The sequence below is a fragment of the Chitinophaga sp. 180180018-3 genome (assembly GCF_037893185.1).
GTDB lineage: Bacteria > Bacteroidota > Bacteroidia > Chitinophagales > Chitinophagaceae > Chitinophaga.
Window position 1 is genome coordinate 6,279,824 of the sequence record NZ_CP140772.1, and the last position, 25,155, is coordinate 6,304,978.

At 45.7% G+C, this 25,155-nt stretch carries 22 protein-coding genes and 1 tRNA gene; 9 read left to right on the forward strand and 14 right to left on the reverse strand.

Annotated elements, in window-relative coordinates:
* Positions 1–85: 85 nt before the first annotated feature.
* On the reverse strand, positions 86–766 hold the full coding sequence (locus UNH61_RS24490; protein WP_326994653.1) for a S24 family peptidase: 681 nt from the start codon (positions 764–766) through the stop codon (positions 86–88).
* Positions 767–1,036: 270 nt separating this feature from the next.
* On the opposite strand from UNH61_RS24490, the gene UNH61_RS24495 reads away from it, so the two are divergent.
* Both UNH61_RS24495 and UNH61_RS24500 read left to right on the forward strand, forming a co-directional pair.
* A complete protein-coding gene (locus tag UNH61_RS24495) occupies positions 1,037–1,267 on the forward strand; it encodes a DUF433 domain-containing protein (RefSeq protein ID WP_326994654.1) in 231 nt (76 codons plus the stop codon).
* A 204-nt stretch (positions 1,268–1,471) separates the two neighbouring features.
* Positions 1,472–1,825, forward strand: a complete 354-nt coding sequence (locus UNH61_RS24500; RefSeq protein ID WP_326994655.1) for a DUF5615 family PIN-like protein — start codon at positions 1,472–1,474, stop codon at positions 1,823–1,825.
* Positions 1,826–1,875: 50 nt separating this feature from the next.
* On the opposite strand, the gene UNH61_RS24505 is transcribed toward UNH61_RS24500, so the two are convergent.
* Together UNH61_RS24505 and UNH61_RS24510 are read right to left on the reverse strand one after the other, a co-directional pair.
* A tRNA-Gln gene (locus UNH61_RS24505) sits at positions 1,876–1,946 on the reverse strand.
* 52 nt (positions 1,947–1,998) lie between these two features.
* Entirely contained in the window at positions 1,999–2,481 is a 483-nt protein-coding gene (locus UNH61_RS24510) for a DUF4126 family protein (protein WP_326994656.1), read from the reverse strand.
* A gap of 221 nt (positions 2,482–2,702) precedes the next feature.
* Between UNH61_RS24510 and UNH61_RS24515 the strand changes: the two genes are divergently transcribed.
* On the forward strand, positions 2,703–3,035 hold the full coding sequence (locus UNH61_RS24515) for a DUF4870 domain-containing protein (RefSeq protein WP_326994657.1): 333 nt from the start codon (positions 2,703–2,705) through the stop codon (positions 3,033–3,035).
* 102 nt (positions 3,036–3,137) lie between these two features.
* On the opposite strand, the gene UNH61_RS24520 is transcribed toward UNH61_RS24515, so the two are convergent.
* The gene (locus UNH61_RS24520; protein ID WP_326994658.1) at positions 3,138–5,072 is read right to left on the reverse strand and encodes a hypothetical protein; all 1,935 of its coding nucleotides are present in this window, start codon (positions 5,070–5,072) and stop codon (positions 3,138–3,140) included.
* A 309-nt stretch (positions 5,073–5,381) separates the two neighbouring features.
* Positions 5,382–6,518 (reverse strand): glycoside hydrolase family 88 protein, encoded by a 1,137-nt coding sequence (locus UNH61_RS24525; protein WP_326994659.1) that lies wholly within the window; start codon positions 6,516–6,518, stop codon positions 5,382–5,384.
* A gap of 267 nt (positions 6,519–6,785) precedes the next feature.
* Here UNH61_RS24525 and UNH61_RS24530 point away from each other — a divergent pair, with 267 nt between their 5' ends.
* From UNH61_RS24530 to UNH61_RS24540, 3 genes are read left to right on the forward strand one after another with little or no spacing between them, the layout of a single operon-like run.
* Complete coding sequence (locus UNH61_RS24530) at positions 6,786–7,439, forward strand: FadR/GntR family transcriptional regulator (RefSeq protein WP_326994660.1); 654 nt, start codon at positions 6,786–6,788, stop codon at positions 7,437–7,439.
* 12 nt (positions 7,440–7,451) lie between these two features.
* Positions 7,452–8,285, forward strand: a complete 834-nt coding sequence (locus UNH61_RS24535) for a sulfite exporter TauE/SafE family protein (protein ID WP_326994661.1) — start codon at positions 7,452–7,454, stop codon at positions 8,283–8,285.
* A gap of 12 nt (positions 8,286–8,297) precedes the next feature.
* Positions 8,298–8,693, forward strand: coding sequence for a DUF1634 domain-containing protein (locus UNH61_RS24540; RefSeq protein WP_326994662.1), 396 nt, complete (start codon positions 8,298–8,300; stop codon positions 8,691–8,693).
* A gap of 2 nt (positions 8,694–8,695) precedes the next feature.
* Here the strand turns inward: UNH61_RS24540 and UNH61_RS24545 are convergent, their stop codons facing one another.
* Genes UNH61_RS24545 through UNH61_RS24560 form a run of 4 tightly spaced genes read right to left on the reverse strand, consistent with a single transcriptional unit; the run spans position 8,696 to position 12,525 of the window.
* The gene (locus tag UNH61_RS24545; RefSeq protein WP_326994663.1) at positions 8,696–9,088 is read right to left on the reverse strand and encodes a hotdog domain-containing protein; all 393 of its coding nucleotides are present in this window, start codon (positions 9,086–9,088) and stop codon (positions 8,696–8,698) included.
* A gap of 32 nt (positions 9,089–9,120) precedes the next feature.
* Positions 9,121–10,308, reverse strand: a complete 1,188-nt coding sequence (gene nagA / locus UNH61_RS24550; RefSeq protein ID WP_326994664.1) for an N-acetylglucosamine-6-phosphate deacetylase — start codon at positions 10,306–10,308, stop codon at positions 9,121–9,123.
* Between the two features lie 3 nt (positions 10,309–10,311).
* Positions 10,312–11,061, reverse strand: a complete 750-nt coding sequence (locus tag UNH61_RS24555) for a glucosamine-6-phosphate deaminase (protein WP_326994665.1) — start codon at positions 11,059–11,061, stop codon at positions 10,312–10,314.
* Positions 11,062–11,067: 6 nt separating this feature from the next.
* Positions 11,068–12,525 carry a Gfo/Idh/MocA family oxidoreductase gene (locus UNH61_RS24560; protein ID WP_326994666.1) on the reverse strand — a complete coding sequence of 486 codons (1,458 nt, stop codon included), beginning with the start codon at positions 12,523–12,525 and terminating at the stop codon, positions 11,068–11,070.
* A 185-nt stretch (positions 12,526–12,710) separates the two neighbouring features.
* Here UNH61_RS24560 and UNH61_RS24565 point away from each other — a divergent pair, with 185 nt between their 5' ends.
* Entirely contained in the window at positions 12,711–13,727 is a 1,017-nt protein-coding gene (locus UNH61_RS24565) for a LacI family DNA-binding transcriptional regulator (RefSeq protein WP_326994667.1), read from the forward strand.
* Between the two features lie 48 nt (positions 13,728–13,775).
* Here the strand turns inward: UNH61_RS24565 and UNH61_RS24570 are convergent, their stop codons facing one another.
* The 5 genes from UNH61_RS24570 to UNH61_RS24590 all read right to left on the reverse strand — a co-directional run bounded on the left by UNH61_RS24570 (position 13,776) and on the right by UNH61_RS24590 (position 22,648).
* A complete protein-coding gene (locus UNH61_RS24570; protein ID WP_326994668.1) occupies positions 13,776–14,564 on the reverse strand; it encodes a TerC family protein in 789 nt (262 codons plus the stop codon).
* Positions 14,565–14,710: 146 nt separating this feature from the next.
* Positions 14,711–15,925: a DUF4998 domain-containing protein gene (locus UNH61_RS24575; RefSeq protein WP_326994669.1), complete on the reverse strand. Its 1,215-nt coding sequence runs from the start codon at positions 15,923–15,925 to the stop codon at positions 14,711–14,713.
* 36 nt (positions 15,926–15,961) lie between these two features.
* Positions 15,962–17,170: a DUF5000 domain-containing lipoprotein gene (locus UNH61_RS24580; protein WP_326994670.1), complete on the reverse strand. Its 1,209-nt coding sequence runs from the start codon at positions 17,168–17,170 to the stop codon at positions 15,962–15,964.
* 45 nt (positions 17,171–17,215) lie between these two features.
* On the reverse strand, positions 17,216–19,156 hold the full coding sequence (locus UNH61_RS24585; RefSeq protein ID WP_326994671.1) for a RagB/SusD family nutrient uptake outer membrane protein: 1,941 nt from the start codon (positions 19,154–19,156) through the stop codon (positions 17,216–17,218).
* 21 nt (positions 19,157–19,177) lie between these two features.
* Positions 19,178–22,648 (reverse strand): TonB-dependent receptor, encoded by a 3,471-nt coding sequence (locus UNH61_RS24590; RefSeq protein ID WP_326994672.1) that lies wholly within the window; start codon positions 22,646–22,648, stop codon positions 19,178–19,180.
* 258 nt (positions 22,649–22,906) lie between these two features.
* On the opposite strand from UNH61_RS24590, the gene UNH61_RS24595 reads away from it, so the two are divergent.
* Together UNH61_RS24595 and UNH61_RS24600 are read left to right on the forward strand one after the other, a co-directional pair.
* Positions 22,907–23,485: a sigma-70 family RNA polymerase sigma factor gene (locus UNH61_RS24595; RefSeq protein ID WP_326994673.1), complete on the forward strand. Its 579-nt coding sequence runs from the start codon at positions 22,907–22,909 to the stop codon at positions 23,483–23,485.
* Between the two features lie 31 nt (positions 23,486–23,516).
* Positions 23,517–24,674: a FecR domain-containing protein gene (locus UNH61_RS24600; RefSeq protein WP_326994674.1), complete on the forward strand. Its 1,158-nt coding sequence runs from the start codon at positions 23,517–23,519 to the stop codon at positions 24,672–24,674.
* The last annotated feature ends 481 nt before the right edge of the window (positions 24,675–25,155 follow it).

The window sequence follows — 25,155 nt, forward strand, 5'->3', positions numbered from 1 at the left end:
ACCGGAATAAAAAATCCGCTGCCCATAATGGGCAGCGGATTACCGGAAATGCCGACAACATTAGAGTTTGATTTAAGGGTCCGTCTTAATAGCTTTTAATCACTCCCTTAATCTTGTATATTCTGTGAATCACTGATCTGGCAAGCCTCGCTGATGGCTTCGATTGGTTTGCCGGGATGAGTGAGATGTACTCACTGTTTGTTTTATGAACACGCACAGTTCTTACTATTTCATTTCCCTGATGGGTAACTATCAGATAACTACCGCCATTTATGATCTCATTTATACTTGTCTCTTTACATAGTATATAATCACCGTTACTGATATCAGGCAACATGTCATCCCCTGATGCCTGGATTCCAAAAACGCAGTCCTGAAATCTGGGAATGGTCACGTAACCAATTGGCAAACTCTTATGATTGAAAATAGCTACTACTGGTACATCAAATATCGGCACTCCAACCCAACTTACCTGTCCCTGTCTTTTGCCATAAAGTGCTGGCGTCTCCATTACCTGGCTGTCGTGACTGGTATCTTGAACAAACATCTCTCCTTTCCCTGTCAAAATCCATTCGGTATTAATCGAATATTCGACCTTCATTTTTTTCAGAAAAAGTTTGCTTATTGGTTTCGATCCTCCAAGAATATCTGAAACATAATTAGGTGAATCATATCTAATCCTCTTCCCAATCAATTGATTAGTAAGGCCTTCCATATTCTTCTTCAAAATATCTATTGCTGCTTTTAATCTGTCAAGCGGGGTCATATTAAAATCAGGAGAATTAGTCGAATTTTCGATTTATATTTTTTATATTCTCATTTTTTCGACTTAATATTGTAGAGCTGTCGGATGATACAATATCAAATCAGGATGAGTAAATATAGATCAAAGTGATAATAAAAGAATCAACTTTTTTATACACACCGAACACAGTAGCAATTTTTCATAAAATCTTCATCATTTTTGTAGTAACTTTATCAATCTGATACTATCAATATCAACATGCGACAATTGAGATTATAATTGGGTTATTCAATGGACATACTGCAATACATAGAAATCAATCCCGGAATTATGATGGGTAAACCTGTCATTAAAGGCACACGTATTACCGTTGAGCTAATTCTGGAAAAGTTATCTAAAGGTGAAACCATGCAGGATATCCTTATAGCCCATCCACATATTACCCAGGAGGCTATTCATGCGGCCCTGGCTTTTGCCGCCCAGAGCTTAAAAGATACACACTACTATCCCATCGCCAGCTGATAATGCAGATACTTTGCCTACCTCAACTTAAAGGTTACAGGCGATGCTTTTCTGATACCCGAGGAACATTGTTGCCAAAAATTCCCTGCTATAGTTTCACTCTTTTCCGTACCTTCCGCGAAGTCCGAACATTGCTAATGTTGTTGCTGGTGCGACAATTCATAGCAAATTGATCCAATTAAAAAAAATTTGATTAACAACTTTATGAAATTAGTTGCTGACGAAAGCGTCGATGCACCTATTGTGCAGAAGCTAAGAGAAGATGGTTACGAAATCTTTTCTATTGCAGAACAGTCGCATGGAATCAGTGATGAACAAGTATTAGCAATAGCCCATGAAAAAGGTTCTTTGTTAATCACTCAGGATAAAGATTTCGGTGAATTGGTTTATCGATTAGGTAAAGCACATGAAGGCGTGATATTGCTAAGATTAGTGGGATTAAATCCTTACGATAAGGCTGATCTGTGTTTGATTGTAATCAATCAGCATAAACATGAACTTCCAGGAGCATTTACAGTTGTATACAAAGATTTTGTAAAGATCAGAAAAGGTCAATAAATGGCCTCTAAAAATAAAGCCGGACAAGCATTGCACTTATCCGGCTTTTGTTGCCCGACCTGGATTCGAACCAAGACAAACAGAGTCAGAGTCTGTCGTACTACCGTTATACTATCAGGCATCACGTTTCTTTCAACGGGATGCAAATGTAACTCTTCCCAACAATAAAACAACTACTTTTTCGCAGAGGCTGCTGCAATGGCCACTGCCAGCGCATCTTCCACTCCGCCTACTGCGGCATCCCTGACCTGCCATTTCTTACCCGCTGTTCTGCGTAAATAAAAAAACACATACGCCGCCGCCACTGCAGCTCCGGCGCCAATCAATGCTCCCTTCCAGGCCTTCTCTCCCCGGGCCTGATAAAAAGTAGCGCCGGTCAGCGCGCCCGATAACGCCCTCCCCGTAATACCGGCGGCGGCTATACGATTACCGGTCTGTGGAGCTTTGTCAACAACCAGTTCCCCGGCTGCCATTGTTTGCAACAACCTGCCCGCTGCCGGCTGCTGCATAAAATTCAATGGCGAACGCTTTAAATGCCCCGATGGATGCTGATTTAGAAAACGACTGACAAACGCCGGGCCCATTGCACTGCGCATACCCGTTGCTATGCCCAAACCAATCGCCCGCAATAAAGTAGGTAGATGTGCTTTCTTCATACCTCCTGGCCAACAAGCATTGTGCCATCACATCTACATAAAATTAAATAAAAAATTACTTTATAATAAGTTCATTATAATTAAATTATAATAATTGTAGACATTTTGTAGTGGCTATTTTTTGCAGGTGTAGATACAGCGTAGTAGGGCATTTCTGCAATTAGCGGATTACTGTGGATAGATTTGTGGAAACAATTTTTCATTCAAAAAACCTCAGTAGTATGAAAACAAATCAATGGGCGATTATTTCTTATATCACAATCATAGGATGGATCATAGCATATGTAAAAAGCAAGGAAGAAAGAAGCAGCCTGTTGTACTATCACCTGGAACAGGCCCTGGGGCTTGTTATTGCAAGTATTGTCTGGTCTATCGCTGTTGGCATCGTCATCGCAATAATGCCTGCTGCACTCACTGGCATAATATCCATTGCCGGGTTCCTTCCCTTCCTTTTCATGATATTCGGAATTATCAATGCCATTAACAATGTGCAACACCCCATACCTGTGATCGGCAGACTGTTTGAAAATAAGTTTGTTTTCCTTCGTGGATAAACAGACGTGCTGACACAGCACAAAAGAGTAAGATTGAAAAACCTCAACAACGCAAAAATCCATTGGGCTAACCGGTCTCAATGGATTTTTGCATTCGCTGTATCAGCTGGCAATGCTCATCAGGTAAGCATCCAGCCCCTCTTCTTTTCCCAGACCCAACTTCTGTTTGATCCGGTAGCGCGACATCAGTATACTCTTCGGCGCAACGCCCAGGCGGGTGGAAATCTCTTTGGTCGATAATCCCATCGATATATAAGAGCAGTGTTTCAGATCCAGCCGGGTCAGTGTATTACCCGCCTTTTCCTGCAAACGGCTGAAAAATTCAGGATGTATATTTTCCAGTTCTGTCTTGGAATTCTCAAAATCCTCGTCCATCCGGCGATGCTGATCGATCATCCGGTTGATCTGCCCAACCAGGTTCCGGTCGCCTCCTTTCTCAGCCAGCTTTTCCTGTAAGGTCTGCAACAGCTCGTTCTTCTGCTCTACCTGCAGCGCACCTGCCAGCAGATCTTTCTGCAGCTGCTCTTTCTGCGCCTGCATCAGCTGCTGCTCTGCCTGTAAACGTGCCGCTTCTTCGCTTTGCAAACGAGCCTGCAGCGCCGCTTCCTGCTTCTCCAGCGCCAGCGTTCTCGCTTCTTCTTCTTTCAAACGCATCTGCAGCACGGCATCTTTCTTCTCTTTTTCCAACAGATCCTGCTGCTGTATGGTCGATTTCAACCGAAAATGATAAGAACGGAAAAGGAACACCAATGCCAGTATACAGGCAACGATCAGTATAACATATACAATATTCAGTTTCTTGTTGAACGCTGCTTTCTCCTGCAACCTAACCAGTTCCCGCTCCCGCTGTTGCGCCTGATACTGGGCATCCAGCCGCTTGGCAATCGACATTTTCTCTGCATCAAAAGCCGCTGCAAAATAGCGGCTGTGCTGCCGCTCGTAGTTCAGCGCAGCTGGCAGATTGCCCTTTCTCTCTTCCACTTCCGACAAAGCACTCATAAAATGGGCCATCAGGTTGTTGTCGGGAGATGCCGAACGCTGCACCATTTCTAACCCCGACAAGAGGTAAGCAGAAGCCCTATCATATTGCCCGTCTGCAATCGCAAAACTGCTCAACATGCCATAACTGCTGGCCACTACCGACTGTTGATTGGTAGCCTTCCCTATTTCCAGCGCAATATCCAGGTAATGCAATGCCGAATCCCGGTAATTACGCGGAAAATACTCCGCATACAGGTTGGCCGTATTTAGTGCCACAATACCCAGTATACTCGGAAAACTGATCCTGTCCTTATTCCGCTGATAATACTGGATCGCTATACGGTTATAATATAAAGAGGAATCCAGCAGTTGCCGGGCACTGGTATCTCCATCGAAACGATGTTCATAACTGCCGGCTATCACCTGGTAAGCATTGCACATATCGTCAGGATCCCCCACCTGCCGGGCTGCCTGTAACGTGGCAAATGCGTATCTGGCCTGGTTATCCAGGTCGTTCCAGTCGGCATAAATGGAAGACAGATTATAGTAAATACTGCTTTCATAGGTATTCGGCCCTAACCCCTCTCCGTATTTCAATGCCTGCTGGAAGCTCTTCACCGCTTCATGCGGCTTATCAATACGGGTTTCCAGCCATCCCTTCCGGTACCAGACGTTTTCAAGGGTCAACGGATCGGCCGATTGCTCTGCCAGCATAAAGGCGCTATCCAGCTGCAACTGTACATGCTTACTGTCTTCGTTATCATACATCAGCGACACCAATGAAGAATACGCCTGCGCTGCATACTTACTATCCTTTATACCCCGGCTCATGGCCAATGCCACCTGTGCATTAGCGAGCGCCTCCTTTTTATTATTACTCACCAACGCCCTGCTCAGTTTCAATCTTGTTAACACCTGTTCTTCAGGCGTAAGCGAGGTTTGAGCTAATACCTGCTTTAAGGAATCAAGCACTGTTTGGGCAGATAAGGTTTGTATAAACAACAGGCTAACAAGGGTACTAAATAAAAACACCAGCCTTCTTGTGATACTTTTCATGTGGCAAAAATAACATTTGTAGATGTTTTGTAGATATTAAAAATGTAGTAGTGTAGTAGCCTTGTAGATTCCAAAACTGCCTCAAATCCGCCACAGCACTATATTTTTGCATTGTAGTTCAACAGTAACCAGGGGCGTATGGAAAAATTGAAAAACCTACATCCATCAAATTGAACTTATTAACGCATAATTTACGGCCTTGAGTCTATTGTAAGTTTTCCCACTTTCTTTTTTTAGACCCTTAATAAAAAAAGAAAAGCCTCCAGCCAGGTTAAGGTTGGAGGCTTTGTCATTTACGCTACCATCCACTTATGGTTCTGTTAACGCAAATGCGCACCACAGATAGGGCGCCTGTCCGTGCAAATCGCCGGTATTCCGTTTGCGATCCAGGTAATACTGATGATCATTCTTTTTATTGGTGCCTTCGCAAACCTCTCTCACATCTCCATTACTGTTAATATAAGTACCCAGGGCCAGCCAGGCTTTGCGGGCCACAGGTCCATAAGCAGCAGCATCCAGCCAGCCCTTCTTCACGCCTGTGATGAGGGCGTAGGCAAACATGGCAGAGCCGGAAGTTTCGGGCCACGACTGCGGATCATCCACCAGCTGATGCCACATGCCACTGGCATCCTGCTGGGCTTTAAGGGTAGCCATCATTTTTTTGTAGGCCTCCATAATAGGGTGGTGATAAGGGTTGCCGGCTGGTAATACCCTTAGTATTTCTGTCATGCCCGTTGCCACCCAGCCATTGCCACGCCCCCAGTAAAATGGTACGTCCGGTGCATGATAAAACAAGCCATTGGGTTGCTGCAGGGCGCTCAGGTATCTTACAATTTCTTTTGCCGCCCTGTTGAGATACTGCTCGTTCTTTGTGGTTTTATAGGCCTGCACCTGTATCGCGGTAATCATGTACATATCATCTATCCACATCCTCGTTTGCCAGGTATAGCCACTGTCCTGCAGCACAGCGTATTCCGGTTTATCCGTGACAGAAGGCAGGGTCCATTGTTCATCAGCAAACCATTTACCCATATCCAGGTAAACAGGATTTTGTGTTTGAAGATGCAATATCAACGGCAGCACCCCAAATACAGTATGGTCCACATGATCGGGCCTGGGCACCAGGTTATTCTCTTTATACAATAAAGGCCGGAAACGCATTTCAAGCTGATGTTGCAAATCTTTTTGCTTAGCAGCTTCCGTGAAGCGCAACGCACCATACCAGGCGCATACTTCCGGGTAGATGATAGTTTTAGGCGGATTTGTATAACCCACGTTACCATGAGGTGTTTCAATGAAGTGCCTGGTCAGTAATAACCCTATGGTGGCCGGGTCGCTGCCGGCCGGCCATTTCGTGAGCGCTGATTTTTGTGCAAAAGCGCTGACCCCAAGGGCCATACAGATACAATTGAACAGGATAGCTTTCGTTATTGCAATCGATTTCATATGTGGATATTTATATTATTATCTCTTTACATCAATACTGTTTAATTACATCGGGTTTATTGGTGTGGCGTCAGCCGGAACGTGGTCTGTCAGCTTTCTTCGGGTATTTACATAGTTGTTGCCTGCCTGCGGCAATCATCCTGGTATAAATTACAATATGCTCCTGAGCTTTCCTAATATCTTAAAAAAATCAGCACCGCTATTTTTCAAAATAAAACATCAGATGTTTAAATAAACATCATACCTTTATGGAATAAACAGACAACTATGGAAAAAACTTCCAAGCTATCGGATAGGGTGATCAATGCGATACAAAAAGACATCTCCCAGGGAAAATATAAACCCGGACAAAAGATTCCGCCAGAGCCGGAGTTGATGGTACAGTATGCGGTGGGGCGTTCTACCATCCGGGAGGCGATCAAAACCCTCTCCATGTCGGGTATTCTGCGGGTACAGCAGGGCGCAGGCACTTTCGTCAACGAAACGGTGCAGGCAGAATCGCTGGATCAGCGTCTTCGCCGGGCTGATTTTGAGGAGATCAACCAGGTAAGGCGGATGCTGGATTTTGAGATTGTAAAGCTGGCGGCCGAAAATCGTACGGAAGATGATATACAGCAGATGTATTCCCAGCTGGAACTCCGTAAAAATGCCATCCTCGGGCAGCAGTACCAACAGTGTATGGAGGCGGACATTGCCTTCCATACGGCTGTTGCAAGGGCTTCCGGTAATCAGGTGCTGGCGGATCTGTATAAGAGTTTCACCGCGGTAATCCGTGATTTCTTTGCACGGCGCGATACAGAAAGCATTAGTCATTTTGCTATCAGTCATCATCTGCATGAGCAATTGTTTAAGGCCATTAAAAGTGGTAATACTAAACTATCGCGGCAGGTAATGGAAGATATATTGGAGAACAACTATTAAAATCTACAACAGATGAACATACTTATTTTTACGCTGATACTGCTTGGAGGCGCGTACCTGGCGGGGTTGCTGGGATCACTCACCGGACTGGGCGGAGGCGTGGTAGTTATTCCATTGCTGACCCTGATATTTCATGTAGATATAAGATACGCCATAGGAGCTGCGCTGCTGGCATCTATTGCCAATTCGTCCGGTGCTGCTACGGCCTATATTAAAGAAGGGATTACAAATATCCGCCTGGGGATGTTCCTTGAAATTGGTACTACTGCCGGCGCCGTGATAGGCGCACTACTCGCGGTTTTCACACCTGTAAACACCATCGCCATATTGTTTGGGGTAGTGCTGATATTTTCCGCGCTGATGACGGTTCGTAAGAAGCACGAACATGCGGAGCAAACCGGCAGCCAATTATCTTACGCCTTAAAACTGAACAGCAGCTACCCTACACCTGCGGGCGAAGTCAGTTACAAACTTAAAAACATTGGTGGCGGATTTTCTATCATGCTGCTGGCCGGCGTGTTATCCGGCCTGCTGGGAATCGGCTCCGGCGCACTGAAAGTGCTGGCAATGGATGGCGCCATGCGTATTCCTTTTAAAGTAAGTACTACTACAAGCAATTTCATGATCGGGGTTACTGCTGCTGCCAGCGCGGTGGTGTATCTTCAGCGGGGATATATCGATCCGGGAATCGCCTTCCCGGTGGTATTGGGCGTATTGGGCGGCGCATTTACCGGAGCAAGATTACTGACTGTCATGAATCCCAAAACACTAAGGATTATTTTCTGTTTTGCCATTTCCTTTGTTGCCGTCGAAATGATCTATAACGGGCTACATCACAAGTTTTAAAAATAAACAACCATGAACGTATTTAAGAAATTGTTGGGAGACAGAGATATAGAGCTGTTCATTGGCGGGCTATTGAGAACAGGTGTTATAACTGCTAGTACTATTGCCCTGCTGGGAGGAATATGCTATCTCGCACAGGAAGGTGCTGCCAGTGTGCCCGACTATGAGCATTTCAAAGGAGAAGGAGCCGGTTATACTTCCTTCAAAGGCATTTTCGACGGTGTTGCCTCCGGCAGTGCCACGGAGATCATTCAACTGGGAGTGCTGGTATTGCTGGCCACTCCTATTCTGCGAATCTTTTTTTCGCTGATTGCATTTGCGCTGGAGAAAGACCGCCTCTATGTTTTCATTACAGCTGTTGTGCTGGGGATTATCCTGTTCAGTATGTTCGGTGGACTAAAAATATAACCCTATTCTTCCCGCAAACGCTCGTCGGTGTACGTTATGGCAGTTTTACCATGTGGCACAGGCCGGCCCTGCTCATCAACGCTCACAAATACCATTTTGTCGATTGTCAGAATAACCTTTTGCGTAATCTTATTTCTCACCTGGCAGGTGAGTGCCAGTGATGTACGCCCGAAATGCACAGCCTTGATGCCCAGTTCCACAATATCGCCCTGGCGCGCGGAGCTGACAAAATTGATTTCAGACATGTATTTGGTCACACAACGATTGGTGCCCAGCTGGATAATGGAATAAATAGCTGCTTCTTCATCAATCCAGCGCAACAGACTGCCCCCGAATAAAGTACCGTGTGCATTCAGATCTTCCGGTTTTACCCATTTCCGTGTATAAAAATTCATTCCCGATAGTTTTGCTCCGCAAAGCTATTCCATTATCGGGAACCGTACACTACTTTTCCTTCCACTATCGTGAAATGTATGTTAATATCTTCATCAAAAATGACGACATCAGCATCTTTACCTGCTACCAGTGAGCCTTTGCGGCCCGCAACGCCCATGATACGTGCTGGTGTATAACTTGCCATTCTCACTGCTTCCGGCAATGGTACACCAGCCAGTTTCACCATATTACGCAGCAGCCGGTCCGCAGTAGCTACACTCCCCGCAAAACCGCTACCGTCAGGCAATTTGGCAACCCCATCTTCCACTATCACTTCCAATCCTCCGTTCAGCGGGCCTAATATACTCTTCCCGGGAGGCATACCTGCCGCGCGCATGGCATCCGTGATCAGCGCAATACGATCCGGCCCTTTGATCTTATAAATCAATTGCAATAAGGGTGCTGGCAAATGCGCCCCATCTGCTATTACTTCAGCATCTATTTCATCCAGCAGGTATACGCTTTCTATTACACCTGCATGCCGGTAAAGGTTCCGCCGTGTTACACCCGACATGGCAGAATAGAAATGAGTAGCCAACGTATATCCGCAATCCAATGCTTTTACCACATCATCATACACGGCATCTGTATGTGCAATAGCTGGCAGAATACCTTTACTTCTCAGGTAATTCCCCATTTCCAGTGCTCCCGGCAATTCCGGCGCCACACTCCAGCGTACGATATCGCTGCTGTAATCAAGTATTTGCCGGTATTCCGCCGGATCAGGATTTCGGATGTATCTCGGATCCTGTGCGCCCCGCTGGTTGAGTGCGAAATAAGGACCCTCCAGGTGCATTCCCAGGAAACCCGCTCCCTGATGAGGTTTCGTAACAGCCTCCCGGTAAATATCCAGCGTATGTAACAGGTGTTCTTTTTCAGCCGTCAGCGTGGTAGGCACCATGGCAGTAGTGCCATATCGTGCATGCGTTTCCGTTATAGTATGGAACGCCTGCACGGTACCGTCCATAAAATCGCTTCCGCCACCGCCATGAATATGCAGGTCCATAAAACCCGGTGCAACATAGTTACCTCCGGCATCTATAGTTCTGTCGGCCTGCGCAGTGATTGTTGCTTCTCCCGCTGCTACAATCTTCCCATCCCTGATCAGCAGGCTGCCCGGGGCCACCACGCGGAAGGGAGTGATTAGCCGGCCATTGATAATCTTAATACTTTCCTGCATATGCTATGCTGTTTTCTGCGCCTGTTGCAGCTTTGCCGCGGATGCTTCATCCAGGTAAAATGTACAGCTGGCATGCCGTTGCAGTATACTGGCCGGGAACAGGTTGTTCACCGCTTGTTCCAGGCTGTTCTTTACAGCTTCGGCCTTGCGTTCTCCGGGTACTGAACAGATGATGTGTGCAGACAGCATGATCTGCTGTACCGACATGCTGATGGCCTGTTCCGGCACTTCCGATACTTCGCCAAACCAGCCTTCATTCATCTGTTGCTGCCGGCAGGCTGCGTCCAGTTTTACTACAATATACGGTTTCGTTGTGTCAAAATCGGCGGGTGGATCATTAAATGCCAGGTGCCCGTTTTCTCCGATCCCTACAAGCGCCACATCAACAGGATGCGCTTCAATGATCGCATTCAATCGCGCGCATTCCGCAGCCGGATCTGCTTCTCCGTTGATCAGGTAAACTGATTTCAACGCAGGCACCTCTGCCAGGAAACGCTCCCGAAGATACTTCCGGAAACTTGCCGGATGAGTATCAGGAAGACCAATATATTCATCGAGGTGAAACATATTTACTTTTCCCCAGTCGACGTTCTCTGCAATCAGCTGACGCAGCGTTTCGAACTGGCTGGTACCCGTAGCCAGGATAATATTGGCATAGCCTTTTTCCAGGATGGCAGCATTGATCAGTTTAGCCGCTGCCACACCGGCTGCTGTTCCTAAGATTTGCGGGGTGTTTGAAAGCACTATTTTCATTGACATTTATTTTTCCACTGTAGATAATTTTTTTTGTTGTACACCTGTAGAGCCACCATGTTGCAGGGAGATGTCTACCGGCTTATTATGCTGCCAGGCACCACCGGTAAAGTCGGGAATATCGATAGGCGCAGAGCGGTTGGCAACCGACCATTCGCTCAATGGCCCGATCACACTCCAGGCTGCTGCATCATATACATCTATATCAACCGGCAATCCATTCCGCAGGCAGTCTATTAGTCGCCAGTCCATCAGGAAATCCATCCCTCCATGCCCGCCTACCTGCTTCGCCATTTCTCCCAGTTTGCGCACAATGGCCGGGGTGTATTTCTCTTCGAGTTGTTTGAATTCTTCCGGGCTTACCCATCCTTCATGACTGACAGCAATTCTTGGTTCGAGCGGATATTTCTGTGCGGTGGCTTTGGTACCGCTTACCAGGTGCAGTCGCGAATACACCCTGGGAGAAGTGACATCATGTTGTAACATAATGGTACGGCCTTTTCGCGTACGGATGGTAGTAGTATTCATGTTTCCCCGGAAATGAGCGCCAGTATATGGCTGATAGGAATTATCGTGCGCAGCCAGTTCTTCCGCTTTCCTATGCAGCATAAAGTCGTTACTCTGCATAGATACCAGGTATTCCAAGCTATCTCCCCTGTTAACGTCGAGCACCTGGCAAACGGGGCCTAATCCGTGTGTGGGATACAGATTGCCATTCCTGTGCGCATTCTCTTTCAGGCGCCAGAGATCATAGCGCCGGTCTTTCGAAAAAAGGCTTTCGAAAATATCATGGATATAAGCACCTTCGCAATGCACCAGTTCACCGAAAAAGCCCTGCCTGGCCATATTCAGCGTCAGCAGTTCAAAGAAATCGTAACAGCAGTTTTCCAGCAATACGCAATGTTTCTTCGTACGTTCGGAAGTTTCTACCAGTTGCCAGCATTCTTCTACCGTAATGGCGGCGGGAATTTCAGTAGCTACATGTTTTCCATGCTGCATGGCATACAGTGCTATAGGAGTATGAAGATTCCAGGGAGTAGCGATATAAATAAGGTCTATATCATCTCGTTCGCACATTTTTTTCCAGGCATCAGCAGATCCCGTGTATTCGTGGGGGTTATGACCCGTTCCGTCCATTTTCTTTTTCGCTGCGGCCACCATCTCCGGCCTGATGTCGCACAGTGCCTTTATTTCCACGCCCTGAATGTAGGTAATACGTTCCACGGCAGCGGTGCCTCTGTTGCCGATACCCACGTAACCGATGCGTACTGTATCGATCTTAGGGGCTGCATAGCCGCTCATATTAAATTGCTGTGTATACTTCCTTCCAGCCTGCCTCCGTATGTGATCCAGAGGTTTCCCCTGCTTATCCTGCGCGGCCGCTGCAACAGGAATCAGCGATCCACTGCTGACTCCCATCCCTGCAAGGCCTGCCAGTTTTAAAAAATCTCTACGTGTATTCATATGCGTTATTTTTCCTGTTATCTGAATTCGGTTTTGCCTGATCGATGACTGCACTCTTTCGGTTCCGGTTCCCGTCCTCTAATATACCGCCTAATATACATTCACGACCCGCTTTGTGAAGAAAATTCACCGAGAACGTTGCCGAATTCACTATATTTAAGCGGTTCAACCAGCAGAAGAAAATAATGCGCAAACATTATGCAACTATAAAGGATATCGCACGGGCCCTGAATATTTCAGTTTCTACAGTTTCCAGGGCATTGAGGGATACTTACGATGTAAGTGCCGATACCAGGCAGCTGGTACTGGAAACGGCAGCCAAACTGAATTACAAGCCCAACTTCAATGCAATCGGGCTTGTAAAGCATAGCACACACAACATTGCAGTAATACTTCCTGCCATTACGAACTACTATTTCTCAACGGTGTTTACCGGCATACAGGAAGTGGCCTATGGCAACAACTATAATATCATCCTATATGTAACCAACGATGACGCAGCAAGAGAATTGAATATTATCAGGAATCTTTCTTTCAACAGCCTCGATGGCCTGCTTGTTTCCGTTTCCTCACAGGCGGGCTCCTGCCATCATTTCCAGGAGATCATCGACGATGGCATTCCGGTAGTATTCTTCGACCGGGTAGCAGCAGATATCAATACATCCAAAGTCATGCAGGATGATTACAATGGTGCATTTGAAGCGACTGAACATCTCATCAAAAATGGGTATAAAAAAATAGCGCATCTCGCCGGACCGGAAGGACTTACATTCACCAACAGCAGGCTAAACGGGTACCTCGACGCCCTGCAAAAATACAAAATGCCTGTACGCCATAAATGGATCATTCATTCCGGATTTTCGCAGGAAAACGGGGAAAAAGACATGGAAAAATTATGGAGACTGAATGATAAACCAGATGCAGTATTTGTTGTGAACGACCGAAAGGCAATAGGGGCTATATTAACATTGAAAAAGAAAAAAGTAGCCATAGGAAAAGAATTTGGTATTATCGGTTTTACCAACGATCCTATGTCGTCCATCATATCTCCGTCGTTATCAACAATTGCTGAACCAGCTTTTGAAATAGGGAAAATAAGCTGCCAGTTACTATTGAATCATATCAGGAAGAAAAATTTCATACCGGAAGAAATAATACTGCCGGGGAAATTAATGATAAGAGAGAGCAGCAGGCATAAATAATCGTATATGCTTTACTGTTATAAATTAATTTTTCAGGCAGATGAATAATTACTTATTTTTTTCCGGCAATTCAGGCTCATGAAGTTTTACTGGTTTTTCCGAGCGTGCTTTCATCCGCAGGTTCAGTAATTCTATGAAAACAGAAAATGCCATAGCGAAATAGATATATCCTTTCGGAATATGCTGATCAAAACTTTCGGCGATCAGGGAAACGCCGATCAGGAGCAGGAAAGAAAGCGCCAGCATTTTCACCGTGGGATGTTTATTCACAAAATGGCTGATGGGCTCTGAAGCAATCATCATCACGCCTACTGCCAGGATCACTGCCGCAATCATTACTTCTACATGATTGGCCATGCCAACGGCAGTAATAACAGAGTCCAGTGAAAAAACAATGTCGAGCAACAGTATCTGTACAATCACCTGTGTGAATCCGAGTTTTTTTGCATTAGTGTTGGCATGCTCCCCTCCTTCCAGCTTTTCATGTATTTCAGCAGTACTTTTATAGATCAGGAAAAGGCCACCTGTCAGCAGAATAAGATCACGGCCGGAAATAGCTGTTTTTGCAAGCCAGCCGGTATGCTTCAGTCCTACCCAGTCGCCGATATTGAACAATGGCGCCGTAAGCGACATAATCCAGCTGATAGACAGCAGCAGTAAGATCCGCACGATCATCGCCAGCCCCAATCCCAGGCGCCTGGCGCGCTTTTGTTGATGATCCGGAAGCTTGCCTGCCAGGATGGATATAAAGACAATATTATCGATGCCCAGAACAATTTCCAGGACGGTAAGCGTAAGGAGGCTTATCAGCGCATCTGCAGTTAGCAGTTGTTCCATGATTTCAGACAGTTCTATATAGGTTATGAAGTATCGAAGATAAGGGGTTTTTTGTTACGCTTTTAGCTTCCGGCAAAATGCAGCGAAAATCACATAATATTGTGATCTTCGCTGCATTTCGACTGGTGGCTAACAACCAAAGCTATTTAATTCTTCATCAGCTTTACCTTTGTTACCCTCCAATACTGATTCCCCGATATCATCGTAGCCAGGAAGCCCAGGGATACAACTTGCTGCGCTGGCAGCGTGAATGTAAAATGCAAGGTGGCATTGGTTCGAACAGTGGAAGGGAAAAGCGTATATCCAAGTGCAGTGGAAATATTGCTGATATCAGGCAGCGTATTGCCTGCTGCTGCAACAACGTACACAGGGTCCAGCGCTTCTGTATAACAGGCAACTTCAAAGATGTAGTTTCCGGCAGGAAGCGTGGTGGTCTGATAAATTTTTCCGTTGACAATATTCGCCGTTCCACTCCATCCCGATTCCATTACAAGACAGCCTCCTACATTAAGCCAGGGTTCCGAAGCATATCCTCCGAAACCAGCATGGTTAACTACATTGGGAGTGGTGATCCAGGGAGCGGCCAGTGTCCCCCACCTGTTTCCATCGTAGGTGGCCCTGCTGAAAGGACCGGTATTTTTCAAATACAAACTGGTAACATCGGCTTTCACCGGGTGATTTTCAAATGCGGTGTAGAAGGTATCTATTGTCGTGGCATTTGGCAGATAGGCGGTACGATAACTGATGCCGGTGCCGGTTTGGAAAGCCGGCAAGGAGGTAGTCTGACCCGAGAGCTGCGAGGTAATCAGGGTATCGTGTTGGGTTCCTGCGCTATCAGTATACCTGATCTGCATATTTACGATGCCAGCATCCTTGTTTACATCTGCCCAACTGATCAGGGCTGAACCATTGGACTGCATTTCTGCATTCGATATAGTTCTGTTAGTCAGCGAAAACTGGTACAGATCTCCGTAAACATTAGCTGAGGTGTTGACTGGAATAGATACGTGCCCCTCTGCATCATAAGTTCTGATCTCAAAATTCATCAGGCCCTCGGGCAGATTCGGAATGATCACGGAAGGAGTATCCACACCTGCTGATCTTTTCACGGCAACTGTTACCGAATCCTGACGGCTGTTCCAGAATACTTTGTAGCTGGTAATCTTCCGGTCTGATGTAAATAACCCGGCAATCTTTACCCTGCTCCTGCCGGAAAATGCAGCCACGGAATCCATCTTTCCCGGGTAAACAATAGCACCGTCGGCCATGTATTTATCCCGGTAGGCATCCATTTTAGTACAGGCGCCTGCAATGAATAGTAATAGGGATATATAGCAGAGAGATATGTTATACTGTTTCATTTGTCTGGTATTATCGTCACTGAATAAGTACTGTTTTTAATTGCCCCAAAGGGTGAACTCCGCGATGTTGATAAAGTAGGATCCCTGCCAGTTCGATAAACTCCTTATTCTGATATAACGGTAAGCATTCTGGCTGACCGGAAAATCGAACTGCCATCCATTATACGCCAGTGTCTGATCTGCGGTGGTTTCAGTAGCATAAGGCGATCCGGAAGGTTTGGTAACATGGCAGGTGACCAGCTTTGTCCAACTGGCATCAAGACTGCCGTTCACGTTGGGATTATTGGCGCCCCATATCTCGAAATCCTTTACATTACCCCGCACATAGTAATTGTTACCGAGTTCTTTATACGGATTCACCTGCATACGGCTGAAAATATGCGCCTTGCCCAGGTCGAGCGTAACCATTTGCGGACTGCCTGCCTGCTCTAACGTAAACAGGCAGCGGGGCCAGCCCGGATGGAAGTCGCCATCGTAGATATAAGGCACATCTGTACGCCCGCCATTGCTCAGGATCTCAGCATCTTTAGGCAGTACATAATTGCTCCATTCCGACTTTGGCAACATTTTCTCAAATATGGGAGTAAGCGGCACGAACAAGGTATCAGAGTAGTTGAACCAACGGTCTCTTACTAAAAATGCATACATCCTTCTGATAGCCGGCTGTTCACGCACTGCACTGGTAATAACAGGGCTATTGCTGTATACATTCTCCATACCAACAGTTTGCACCCATTTCCCATTTCCTGCTGTATCCACAAGCGGAATAATCGCCAGGTTCTCCAGTGTTGGATTATTACAAGTAAGATTAAAACCACCAAAGGTAGTTGTAACATTAAGTGATCTTAAAGCCAGATTTATAGCGGGTGTCAGCGGATTTATCGTAACGTTGACCGATGAGGATATTTTCTCACTGGAATTGACTGCATATAATTTAATGGTATGTGCCAGCGTATCTCCAAATCCATCTACCGTTAATGTATTAACATAATGGGAAGCCTTTACTTCCCTGGATTGCCCGGGAGAGGTTTCATATACAGCCTTTACATAAGACACATCTTTGTCGTCGGGCAGTTGATAGGTAAGTACTGCCTTCCCGTTCTGGTTGACAACAGTGACGCCAGACACCGGCCCTGGCGGGTTACTATTTGTTGCCACCGCCTTATTTAATTCATCTCTCTTACAACCTGACACACCGGTTATAAAAAATGCCAGGTAGGTAAAATATGTTTGGAATGTTTTCACTGCGGAATTTTTTATTATTAAAGACATCTTCACGATCGGGATTTTTTACCAATTAGGATTCTGTACCAGGTTAGGATTTACCAGCAAATCACCTTCCTGTATGGGCCAGAGGTAATCTCTGGGTGTCACAAAATGCCTTGCCAGAAAAGAAACTTCGCGGTAATACAATTCAGGCGTCTGGCCACTTACTACCCAACCGGTGATATTACCGCTGAGTTCCTGCGCAGCTGTCTTCCAACGCAACAGGTCCCAGTACCGATGTCCCTCAAAGCAAAGCTCAATAGCCCGCTCCCGCTGAATAATGGAGCGCATACCATCTTTAGTGGTGTATTTCGTTGGATTCCGGCCGAAATTCGACCAGGAGTTTTCTACTGTTTCCAAACCTGCTCTTGCCCTTATGCGGTTGATATAATCCAGTACGGTTGCAGTTGGGCCCTGTACTTCGTTCAGTGCTTCTGCGTACAACAGGTAAAGATCGGCCAGCCTGATTTCAGGATAAGGGTACGATGGATAGGTAACTGTATTCCAGTCCATATGCCAGTTGACTACCTTCTTCATATAAAAACCTGTAACAGGCACGGGCGACGACTGACTCAGCTCACTACCCCGGGCCATCAGCCAAAAGGTATTTTCATCGCTCTTGGAAGGACTGTTAGCCATATACCATACGCCGCGGTCGAACCCAAGATCAGCGTAATACCTTGGCTCGCGGTCAAAATTCAGGCGGGCGGTTGTTTCTCCTTCGCGGATATTAAAACGCTCTGCATGTGTGGCCACCCGCAATGAGGCAATGTTGGAGAAGTCGAGTGTTTTGTCTTCATCTATCGGTACGCCGTTCCTGGTATAGAACATCCTTGCCATTTTTATAGTGGGGCCCATTAGCGGATGTCCGCCGGTTTTGGAAGCAACGGCATTGCGAAAATCGAACTGACCCACACCGCAACGCTGAAGAAATGTACAGGCCCAATTAATGCCACTGGTAGAACCCCATATCAGCTCGCTGTTCCAGGGTTCACTCATCGAATTACGTATACTCATTTGCGTCATAGTAGCAGAACTAAGCGGTATCAGCTGCGCGGGAAACGCATACAGCTGTATATTCTGCGCTTCGCAGAGGTCTACTGCTGCTTTGCAGGCATCCGCTGCTATCTGCCATTTAGCCGCATTGTAAGCCGGGTTAAAAAGCAACTCCCCATCTTTGTTTTTAAAGGCATTGTAGTCGGAGTTTCCGTTGTAAAGCGGGCTGGCGGCTGTTACCAGCAATTTTGCCTTCAATGCCAATGCCGCCGGCTTCGTGATACGCCCGAGCTCTGAGGCCACACTGTTGATGCTTACAGGAAGATGTACGGCTGCAACATCCAACAGGTTAGCGATATAATTCACTACACTGTCTACCGGCCTTCGTTTCACATACGTTTGCTCGATTGGTGTGCTGATGGGCAGGTTTTTATCTATTATGGGAATAGGACCATATGCGCGAAAGAGTACAAAATGATAGTACGCTTTAAGAAACTGTACTTCTGATATCCATCTCTCCCGGGTATCTATATCCAGATCAGGTATCTTACTTAAATTGCCCACGTTCTCCAGGAAAATATTACAATTCCGGAGGGCTTTGTAGCAGGCCATACCATCACGTGTACCATTCATGAAATTCGCAATGGGACTGGAGGTATTCTGATCGCCATAGGGCAGCCTCAACACATTGGTGGATCTGATGGCATTTGTTGGATCTACTACAAATACTTCATCGCTGGCAGACAGGCCTACGTTATAGGTGGGATCGAAGCTGAATGGCAGATAGGAATAGCAGGTAAAAAGAAATTTCTCTGCTTCTGTTTTGGATGTAAAAGCATTATCGATAGTCGCCACATTATCCGGTACTACATCCAGGTATGGTTTCTTGCAGGCACCTGCCAGCAGTGTAACACACACACCTGCAAGCGCTGCTTTTTTTATATTGGAAAAGAATTTATACGCTTTCATAAATAACCCTTTGTTTAAAAATTAAAATCCAACGGAAACGCCTATATTAAAAACACGCTGTATGGGATAACCTAATCCTGATGTGCCCATTTCCGGATCCCATAGCTTAAATGCACTGAGGGTTAACAGATTCATTCCGTTTACATAAATACGTCCATTGTACAAATGAAATCTTTTGAGCAGCCGGTCGCTGAGATTGTACCCTATTTCGGCGGACTTCAATCGAAGAAAGGCTCCATCGCGCAGCCACCAGGTAGATGACTGGGTATTATTTTCCGAGATGGTATTGCTCAGTCGTGGCCAGAAGGCGTATGAATTACGATTATCTTCTGACCAGTGACTGTCTGCAATGACCTGTAGGAGGCCGTTTTGATTGCCGCCATTCAGATAGAACGGCGTGGTATTGGCAGCATTAATAATAAAGGAAGATCTGGCTGAACCCTGTATAGCAGCACTGATGTCGAAATTTTTGTAACCTACGGAAAATGCAAATCCGTAGATAATTTCCGGTGTAACGGGAAAGCCTATAGGTACATAATCAGCCGTCGTAATTTTTCCATCACCGTTAATATCCCGGTATTTAATATCTCCCGCCATCACATTTCCAAACTGCACCGGCGAGTTGTTAACTTCTGCCTGATCTATAAATAGTTTCTCCGCAACCAGTCCATAGAGCTGCCCCAGGGAGTTTCCTACCTGCGACAGGTTACGATTATTTCCTGTATACTTAGGCTCTTCATTGACTAATAATTTGCTCTTTGCATAGGTAAAATTTCCTCTCGCTTGTATCCACAACGAATTGCGGAAATCTTTGCGATAACTCAAAGCAAGGTCTACTCCCCTGCTGGAAGCCTTGCCTGCATTGGATGAAATATTAGCCTGCAACCCCATTGATGTAGGAACGGTGTTTCGGACCATCAGAATATTACTCCGGGTTTGCTGATAAGCATCTACTATCAGCGTGAGATTTTTAAAAACCGTCAGATCCAAACCCAGATTTATTTGTTTAGACAACTCCCAGGTAATATCGCGGTTCTCATAACGATTGATGGTGACCGTAGGCCGGCTATAAGTAAAATTAGTTCCGAAATATCCTGTGGCTCCGTTGTTCAGATTCACATCTGAGAGGTAGAAGAAACGATCTGATGCATTGCCTATCTGATCATTACCTACCAGTCCGTATGTAACCCTCAGCTTCAGCTGATCAACAACATTGGTAAGCGGTTGAAAGAATTTTTCGTTCGACATAATCCAGCCGCCTCCGATGGAGGGAAAGAAGCCGAACCGGTGATTGGCGGCGAAGCGCTCAGACCCGTTATAACCAAAGTTATATTCAAGCAGGTAACGGTTATCATACCCATAAGTGAACCTGCCGGAAACGCCCTGGTTACGCGCAGGCAGCGACAGCTGTAAGGTAGAAGCATTACCGGCAAGGTAATTTCTGATAGTACCAATAAGCATTGCTCCTACGCTGTGTTTCTCGTTGAATATTCTGGCGTAGTTCACCGCAGCTTCTGCGTAAGTGACTGTACTTACGCTTTTATCACCGGGCGAATAGGTTAGATATTCTGTGGGCGTAGGCCCGATGCTGCCGGCATTTCCGTCGTTGATAAGTGTAAGGCCGGTGAACTTGCCATCAATGGATCCTGCCTGATAGTAATAGGGGCTATATTGACGGGAAACCGCAAAGTTGCCATAGCGCCCTGTATAGGCCATCATTCTGGCCGACAGGCCAGGTGTAAGCATATCAAGGTTTTGCTTCAGACTCAGCTGTGCTGTGAGTGTGCTGGTATTAGTAGCCTGAAATCCTGAAATCGACTGTGCATAAGGATTCACATAAAGCCCTCCGCCTGGTATCAGTGCATTTCCGAACAGCGGATGTTTGGCATAGGGCGCCAGGCTGGCAGGATATACCGCCGGAAAGGCAACCGGATTACTCCATATGGCATTATAGAAAACGCCTGCTCCACCGCCAATAGGGCCATTGTAGCTATCGAATTGCCCCTTGAGGCTCACCAGCGCTTCTGTTGTTTTAGTAAGGCTCAGCGTAACATTCGACAGCATGGAGTAAGAGCGGAGTTTGATATTGTTGCTGAAGTTATTGAGAGAATTTTCTTTCAGAATACCATTATCGATGTTATAGGTCATCGCGAGATAGTATTTCGCCTTATCTGTTCCTCCGCCGGCATTAATGTTAAACCGCTGATTGGAAGTCCGGTCTTTGATCAGTTGTTTGATCCAGTTATTGTTTGGATACAACAGCGGATCATCGCCTCTGGCAGTATGATCAATTTTATTCTGCGAGTAAGGCAATGCCCCTAGTGGATTCCGGGTCAGTACGGCCTCATTGGCCAGCTTCATATAAGTGACGTTGTCCGCCAGTGCAAAATTCCGTGTATTGGAAGAAGTAGAATTTTCCATGCGGAAATTGAAACGCATCTTCCCGATTATTCCTGTTTTAGTAGTAACCAGTATCACGCCGTTGGCGCCTCTGGCGCCATAAAGAGAAGAGGCAGTGGCATCTTTCAGCACAGAAAATCCTGCAATATCATCCGGCTGCAGCCTGGCGAGATCTGTAGCGGAAGACTCTATGTTATCGATCAGGATGAGAGGATCTACTTTTCCGGCTCCAAAAGTACCTACCCCTCTGATGAAGAACTGGGCATTGTCGGCCCCGGGTTCACCACTTCGCTGATATCCGATAATACCGGCTATTTTTCCCTGCAGCATTGTAGTAAGGTTGCCGGTAGGGCCTTTCAATTCCTTGGGGTCAACAGTGGTGATGGAACTAACCATACTTGTTTTTTTCTGCGTACCATAGGCCACCACCACTACATCTTTTATACTGTTATCTTTCGGGGAAAGCAATACTTCATAGTTATCTGTATGGTTGTTAATAACTATTTCGCGGGTAACATACCCTACGTACTGTGCAACGAGTACACCATTGTCGCCGGTGATTTTTATTTTAAAATAACCGTTCTGATCAGCGGTTGTTCCGTTGGTGCTTCCTTTCAGCAATACCGTAGCCATGGGTAATGGAGTGTGACTGTCTTCCGCTATCACGCGGCCGGTGATCAGCTTTTCCTGCAAAATTCCAGGTGTTTTCTTATCGGTTGTTTTTACAGGCATAGCTGACGCTTTGCTGTCTTTCTTAATCAGTACTACGTTCTTTTTTATCTCATAGATTAGTTTGTGGCCCTTCAGTACTTCACTAAGGATAGTAGTTACGTTGGTATTCGTATAATTAACCGGGCCGTTGATAACTTCATCTTTTATCACATCTTCACTATAAAAGAAAGTAAGGGCAGTTTGCCGCTCAATGGCCAGCAGTATACTTTGCAGCGTCATATTATTTCCCTTCACGGTGGCGGTTAGCGGCCCATTGTTTTGTGCCTGCGCGGTAACATGCAGAAAGAAAATCAGGAACATAGCTATGTAACAACTACAGCTCCGCCTTTCGACATTCACTAGTGGAATTCTTTTTTTCATTTTTCTGATTTGGTTGATAAGCACTATAACTGGCAATTGAATCGGTGCCCGAAGGGATAAGGCACTTCATAAAGACGACATAAATAAAAACCGGGTGAAGAAAACTGAGGGAAAAAGAAAAATATTTGTTGAGAAGAGAAAAAAATAAATAATTGTCAAAATAACACTTTAAAAAACAAACATCTTTATCTATATTTACCAAAGTATCCCAACCAACGTTATCCACGTTATTAATCAACCAGATTAAAAAGTAGTTTTATGCCTGAACACCCGGGAGATGATGTCATTCTTATGCTATTAAATAAAGGGAACGCCGGCGATGCTTTTGAATTGATCTTTAAAAAATATTACCGGCTGATGTGGACGAAAGCCTACCTTGGCACCGGCGATCCCATTGAAGCAGATGATCTTGTACAATCAGTACTTAGCAGTATATGGGAAAAACGGTTATACCTGAATATCAAGGGTTGTCTGAAAACGTATCTCATTGCCGCGATACGGAATCAGGTGAACGACTATCATAAAATAAAGCAGAGAGTACGGAGGAAGATAGAGCGATATATGGAGACAGTAGACCAGGGTTGCCTGACGGACTCTACTGAAGCAAGAAGCGCTGGTATGGAAGAGCAGTTGAAGCAGCTGCAGCAGCAACTACATGAAGTGCTAAGGGAATTTCCGGAGCAACGCCAGCGGGCATTTAACCAGGTATACATGGAGCAGCGGAAGTATCATGAAGTAGCAGATAATATGGGCATTAGTATCAATTCCCTGAAAACCCATTTGAAAATTGCATTTAAGACGCTACGCAGCAGGTTGCATCTTCCAGTGTCAGAATAAATGGCAACTGCCATTTTAAAGTTTACCATTCATGATATCTGATAAACAACATATTGAGCAGCTGATGCTGGAAAAGCTCTCCGGATGTATATCTCCCGGAGATGAACAGATCTTGCAGCAAATAATAGAAGTGCATCCGGAGCTGCAGCAGCAGTATACACAACTCGAACAACAGCTTGCAATACAAGATGCGCAACAATATCTGCATACGCTCGACGAACATTCGTTATGGGAACAACGAAAGCACCATTTCGAAGAAAATAAGCAGCAGCCGGGCAACAGGCGTTTATGGTATAGCATTGCAGCCGGATTATTGTTACTGGCAGGCAGCGGAATTTTATTCATGCAGCTATCTATCAGACAACGCCAGGAAGCCGTAGCACTCCCACCACCACCCAAAGCACAGGGCGTAACCTTACAACTCGCAAACGGGCATAAAATGGATCTTTCAGATACCAATAGGCTGGCGGTACTCAATGCAGGAAATGCACAGATTCATATATCCGGCAACAGCCTGCAATACAAAGCAGGAGAAGCAGATACTTCTCCTGCCATGAACATACTGCATGTACCTGCCGGAAAGGACTATAAACTGATACTGCCCGACGGCAGCACGGTGTGGCTGAATTCCATGTCTGAAATCAGCTTCCCCGCAGCATTCAAAAACAATAATAGAACAGTGCTGATAAGTGGCGAAGCATATTTTTCTATCCGGAATGACGTGAATCGTCCTTTTATTGTAAGAGCGGGCAAGGTTTCAGTAAACGTATTGGGAACCACCTTTAATGTGAATACTTATAGCGGGAGTCCGAAAGTGTCACTGGCCTCGGGGAAAGTTGCGCTCCGCAGCGATGCTGGTAACCATGAAGTGTTCCTCAATCCCGGATTTGAAGCATGTTACGACTTACGCCGCCAGAACGGCTTTAGCATAAACGAATTCGATGCAGGAAATACACTGGCCTGGATGGAAGGAAAATACTATTTCAAAAACGCTTCGTTAAAAGATATTGCTGTAGTCATCAGGCGATGGTTTGATGTAACGGTTGTATTCGATAATGCAGATGCGGAAAAATATTCTGTTGCTGGTGTACTTTCTAAAAATGACGGATTGGAAGACTTCATAGACAATCTCTCAAAAACCACTCCATTGAACTTTCTGTTGACAGGACAGGTGTTGCATGTTCGTTAAAACTACCGGCTGTTAGTGTCGCTATACAGCATACCGGGTCATGCACATTGTAAATAAATCGATAAAGCATAACAAGTGGCCGGGCCTGATAGTTTACAGCTGCGGGAGCCTGCAAATCTTTCTAAAACCGGCTGTATTCCTTATCTGGCAAAAATTACACCTGCGCTGGCATATTTTAACCAGACAATCAATATAAAACCTCGGAACAATCGTTCAGTTTGCTTATATTAGTAGGCAACTGAGGTACTATAAATTTCTATTCACGCCTCTGCTTTTATTTTTTTATAGACCCAATAAGGGAATCTGACTGGCAACATAATGTCAGGATAGTAGCCCGACTGTTATTAGCTTTGTTAGACATATACCCTTCTACTGTTAATTTTTAACCGATGTGACCTACTATGTATAGACCGGAACACGGATATAAAAAGTCATTTAGATTAGGTTCCCTGCATTCGCTTGTTTTATTGCACTTATGCAT

Coding starts and splice junctions, on each gene's coding strand:
- UNH61_RS24490 (WP_326994653.1), bottom strand. CDS start 766: ATGACCCCGCTTGACAGATTAAAAGCAGCAATAGATATTTTGAAGAAG.
- UNH61_RS24495 (WP_326994654.1), top strand. CDS start 1,037: ATGGACATACTGCAATACATAGAAATCAATCCCGGAATTATGATGGGT.
- UNH61_RS24500 (WP_326994655.1), top strand. CDS start 1,472: ATGAAATTAGTTGCTGACGAAAGCGTCGATGCACCTATTGTGCAGAAG.
- UNH61_RS24510 (WP_326994656.1), bottom strand. CDS start 2,481: ATGAAGAAAGCACATCTACCTACTTTATTGCGGGCGATTGGTTTGGGC.
- UNH61_RS24515 (WP_326994657.1), top strand. CDS start 2,703: ATGAAAACAAATCAATGGGCGATTATTTCTTATATCACAATCATAGGA.
- UNH61_RS24520 (WP_326994658.1), bottom strand. CDS start 5,072: ATGAAAAGTATCACAAGAAGGCTGGTGTTTTTATTTAGTACCCTTGTT.
- UNH61_RS24525 (WP_326994659.1), bottom strand. CDS start 6,518: ATGAAATCGATTGCAATAACGAAAGCTATCCTGTTCAATTGTATCTGT.
- UNH61_RS24530 (WP_326994660.1), top strand. CDS start 6,786: ATGGAAAAAACTTCCAAGCTATCGGATAGGGTGATCAATGCGATACAA.
- UNH61_RS24535 (WP_326994661.1), top strand. CDS start 7,452: ATGAACATACTTATTTTTACGCTGATACTGCTTGGAGGCGCGTACCTG.
- UNH61_RS24540 (WP_326994662.1), top strand. CDS start 8,298: ATGAACGTATTTAAGAAATTGTTGGGAGACAGAGATATAGAGCTGTTC.
- UNH61_RS24545 (WP_326994663.1), bottom strand. CDS start 9,088: ATGAATTTTTATACACGGAAATGGGTAAAACCGGAAGATCTGAATGCA.
- nagA (WP_326994664.1), bottom strand. CDS start 10,308: ATGCAGGAAAGTATTAAGATTATCAATGGCCGGCTAATCACTCCCTTC.
- UNH61_RS24555 (WP_326994665.1), bottom strand. CDS start 11,061: ATGAAAATAGTGCTTTCAAACACCCCGCAAATCTTAGGAACAGCAGCC.
- UNH61_RS24560 (WP_326994666.1), bottom strand. CDS start 12,525: ATGAATACACGTAGAGATTTTTTAAAACTGGCAGGCCTTGCAGGGATG.
- UNH61_RS24565 (WP_326994667.1), top strand. CDS start 12,711: ATGCGCAAACATTATGCAACTATAAAGGATATCGCACGGGCCCTGAAT.
- UNH61_RS24570 (WP_326994668.1), bottom strand. CDS start 14,564: ATGGAACAACTGCTAACTGCAGATGCGCTGATAAGCCTCCTTACGCTT.
- UNH61_RS24575 (WP_326994669.1), bottom strand. CDS start 15,925: ATGAAACAGTATAACATATCTCTCTGCTATATATCCCTATTACTATTC.
- UNH61_RS24585 (WP_326994671.1), bottom strand. CDS start 19,156: ATGAAAGCGTATAAATTCTTTTCCAATATAAAAAAAGCAGCGCTTGCA.
- UNH61_RS24590 (WP_326994672.1), bottom strand. CDS start 22,648: ATGAAAAAAAGAATTCCACTAGTGAATGTCGAAAGGCGGAGCTGTAGT.
- UNH61_RS24595 (WP_326994673.1), top strand. CDS start 22,907: ATGCCTGAACACCCGGGAGATGATGTCATTCTTATGCTATTAAATAAA.
- UNH61_RS24600 (WP_326994674.1), top strand. CDS start 23,517: ATGATATCTGATAAACAACATATTGAGCAGCTGATGCTGGAAAAGCTC.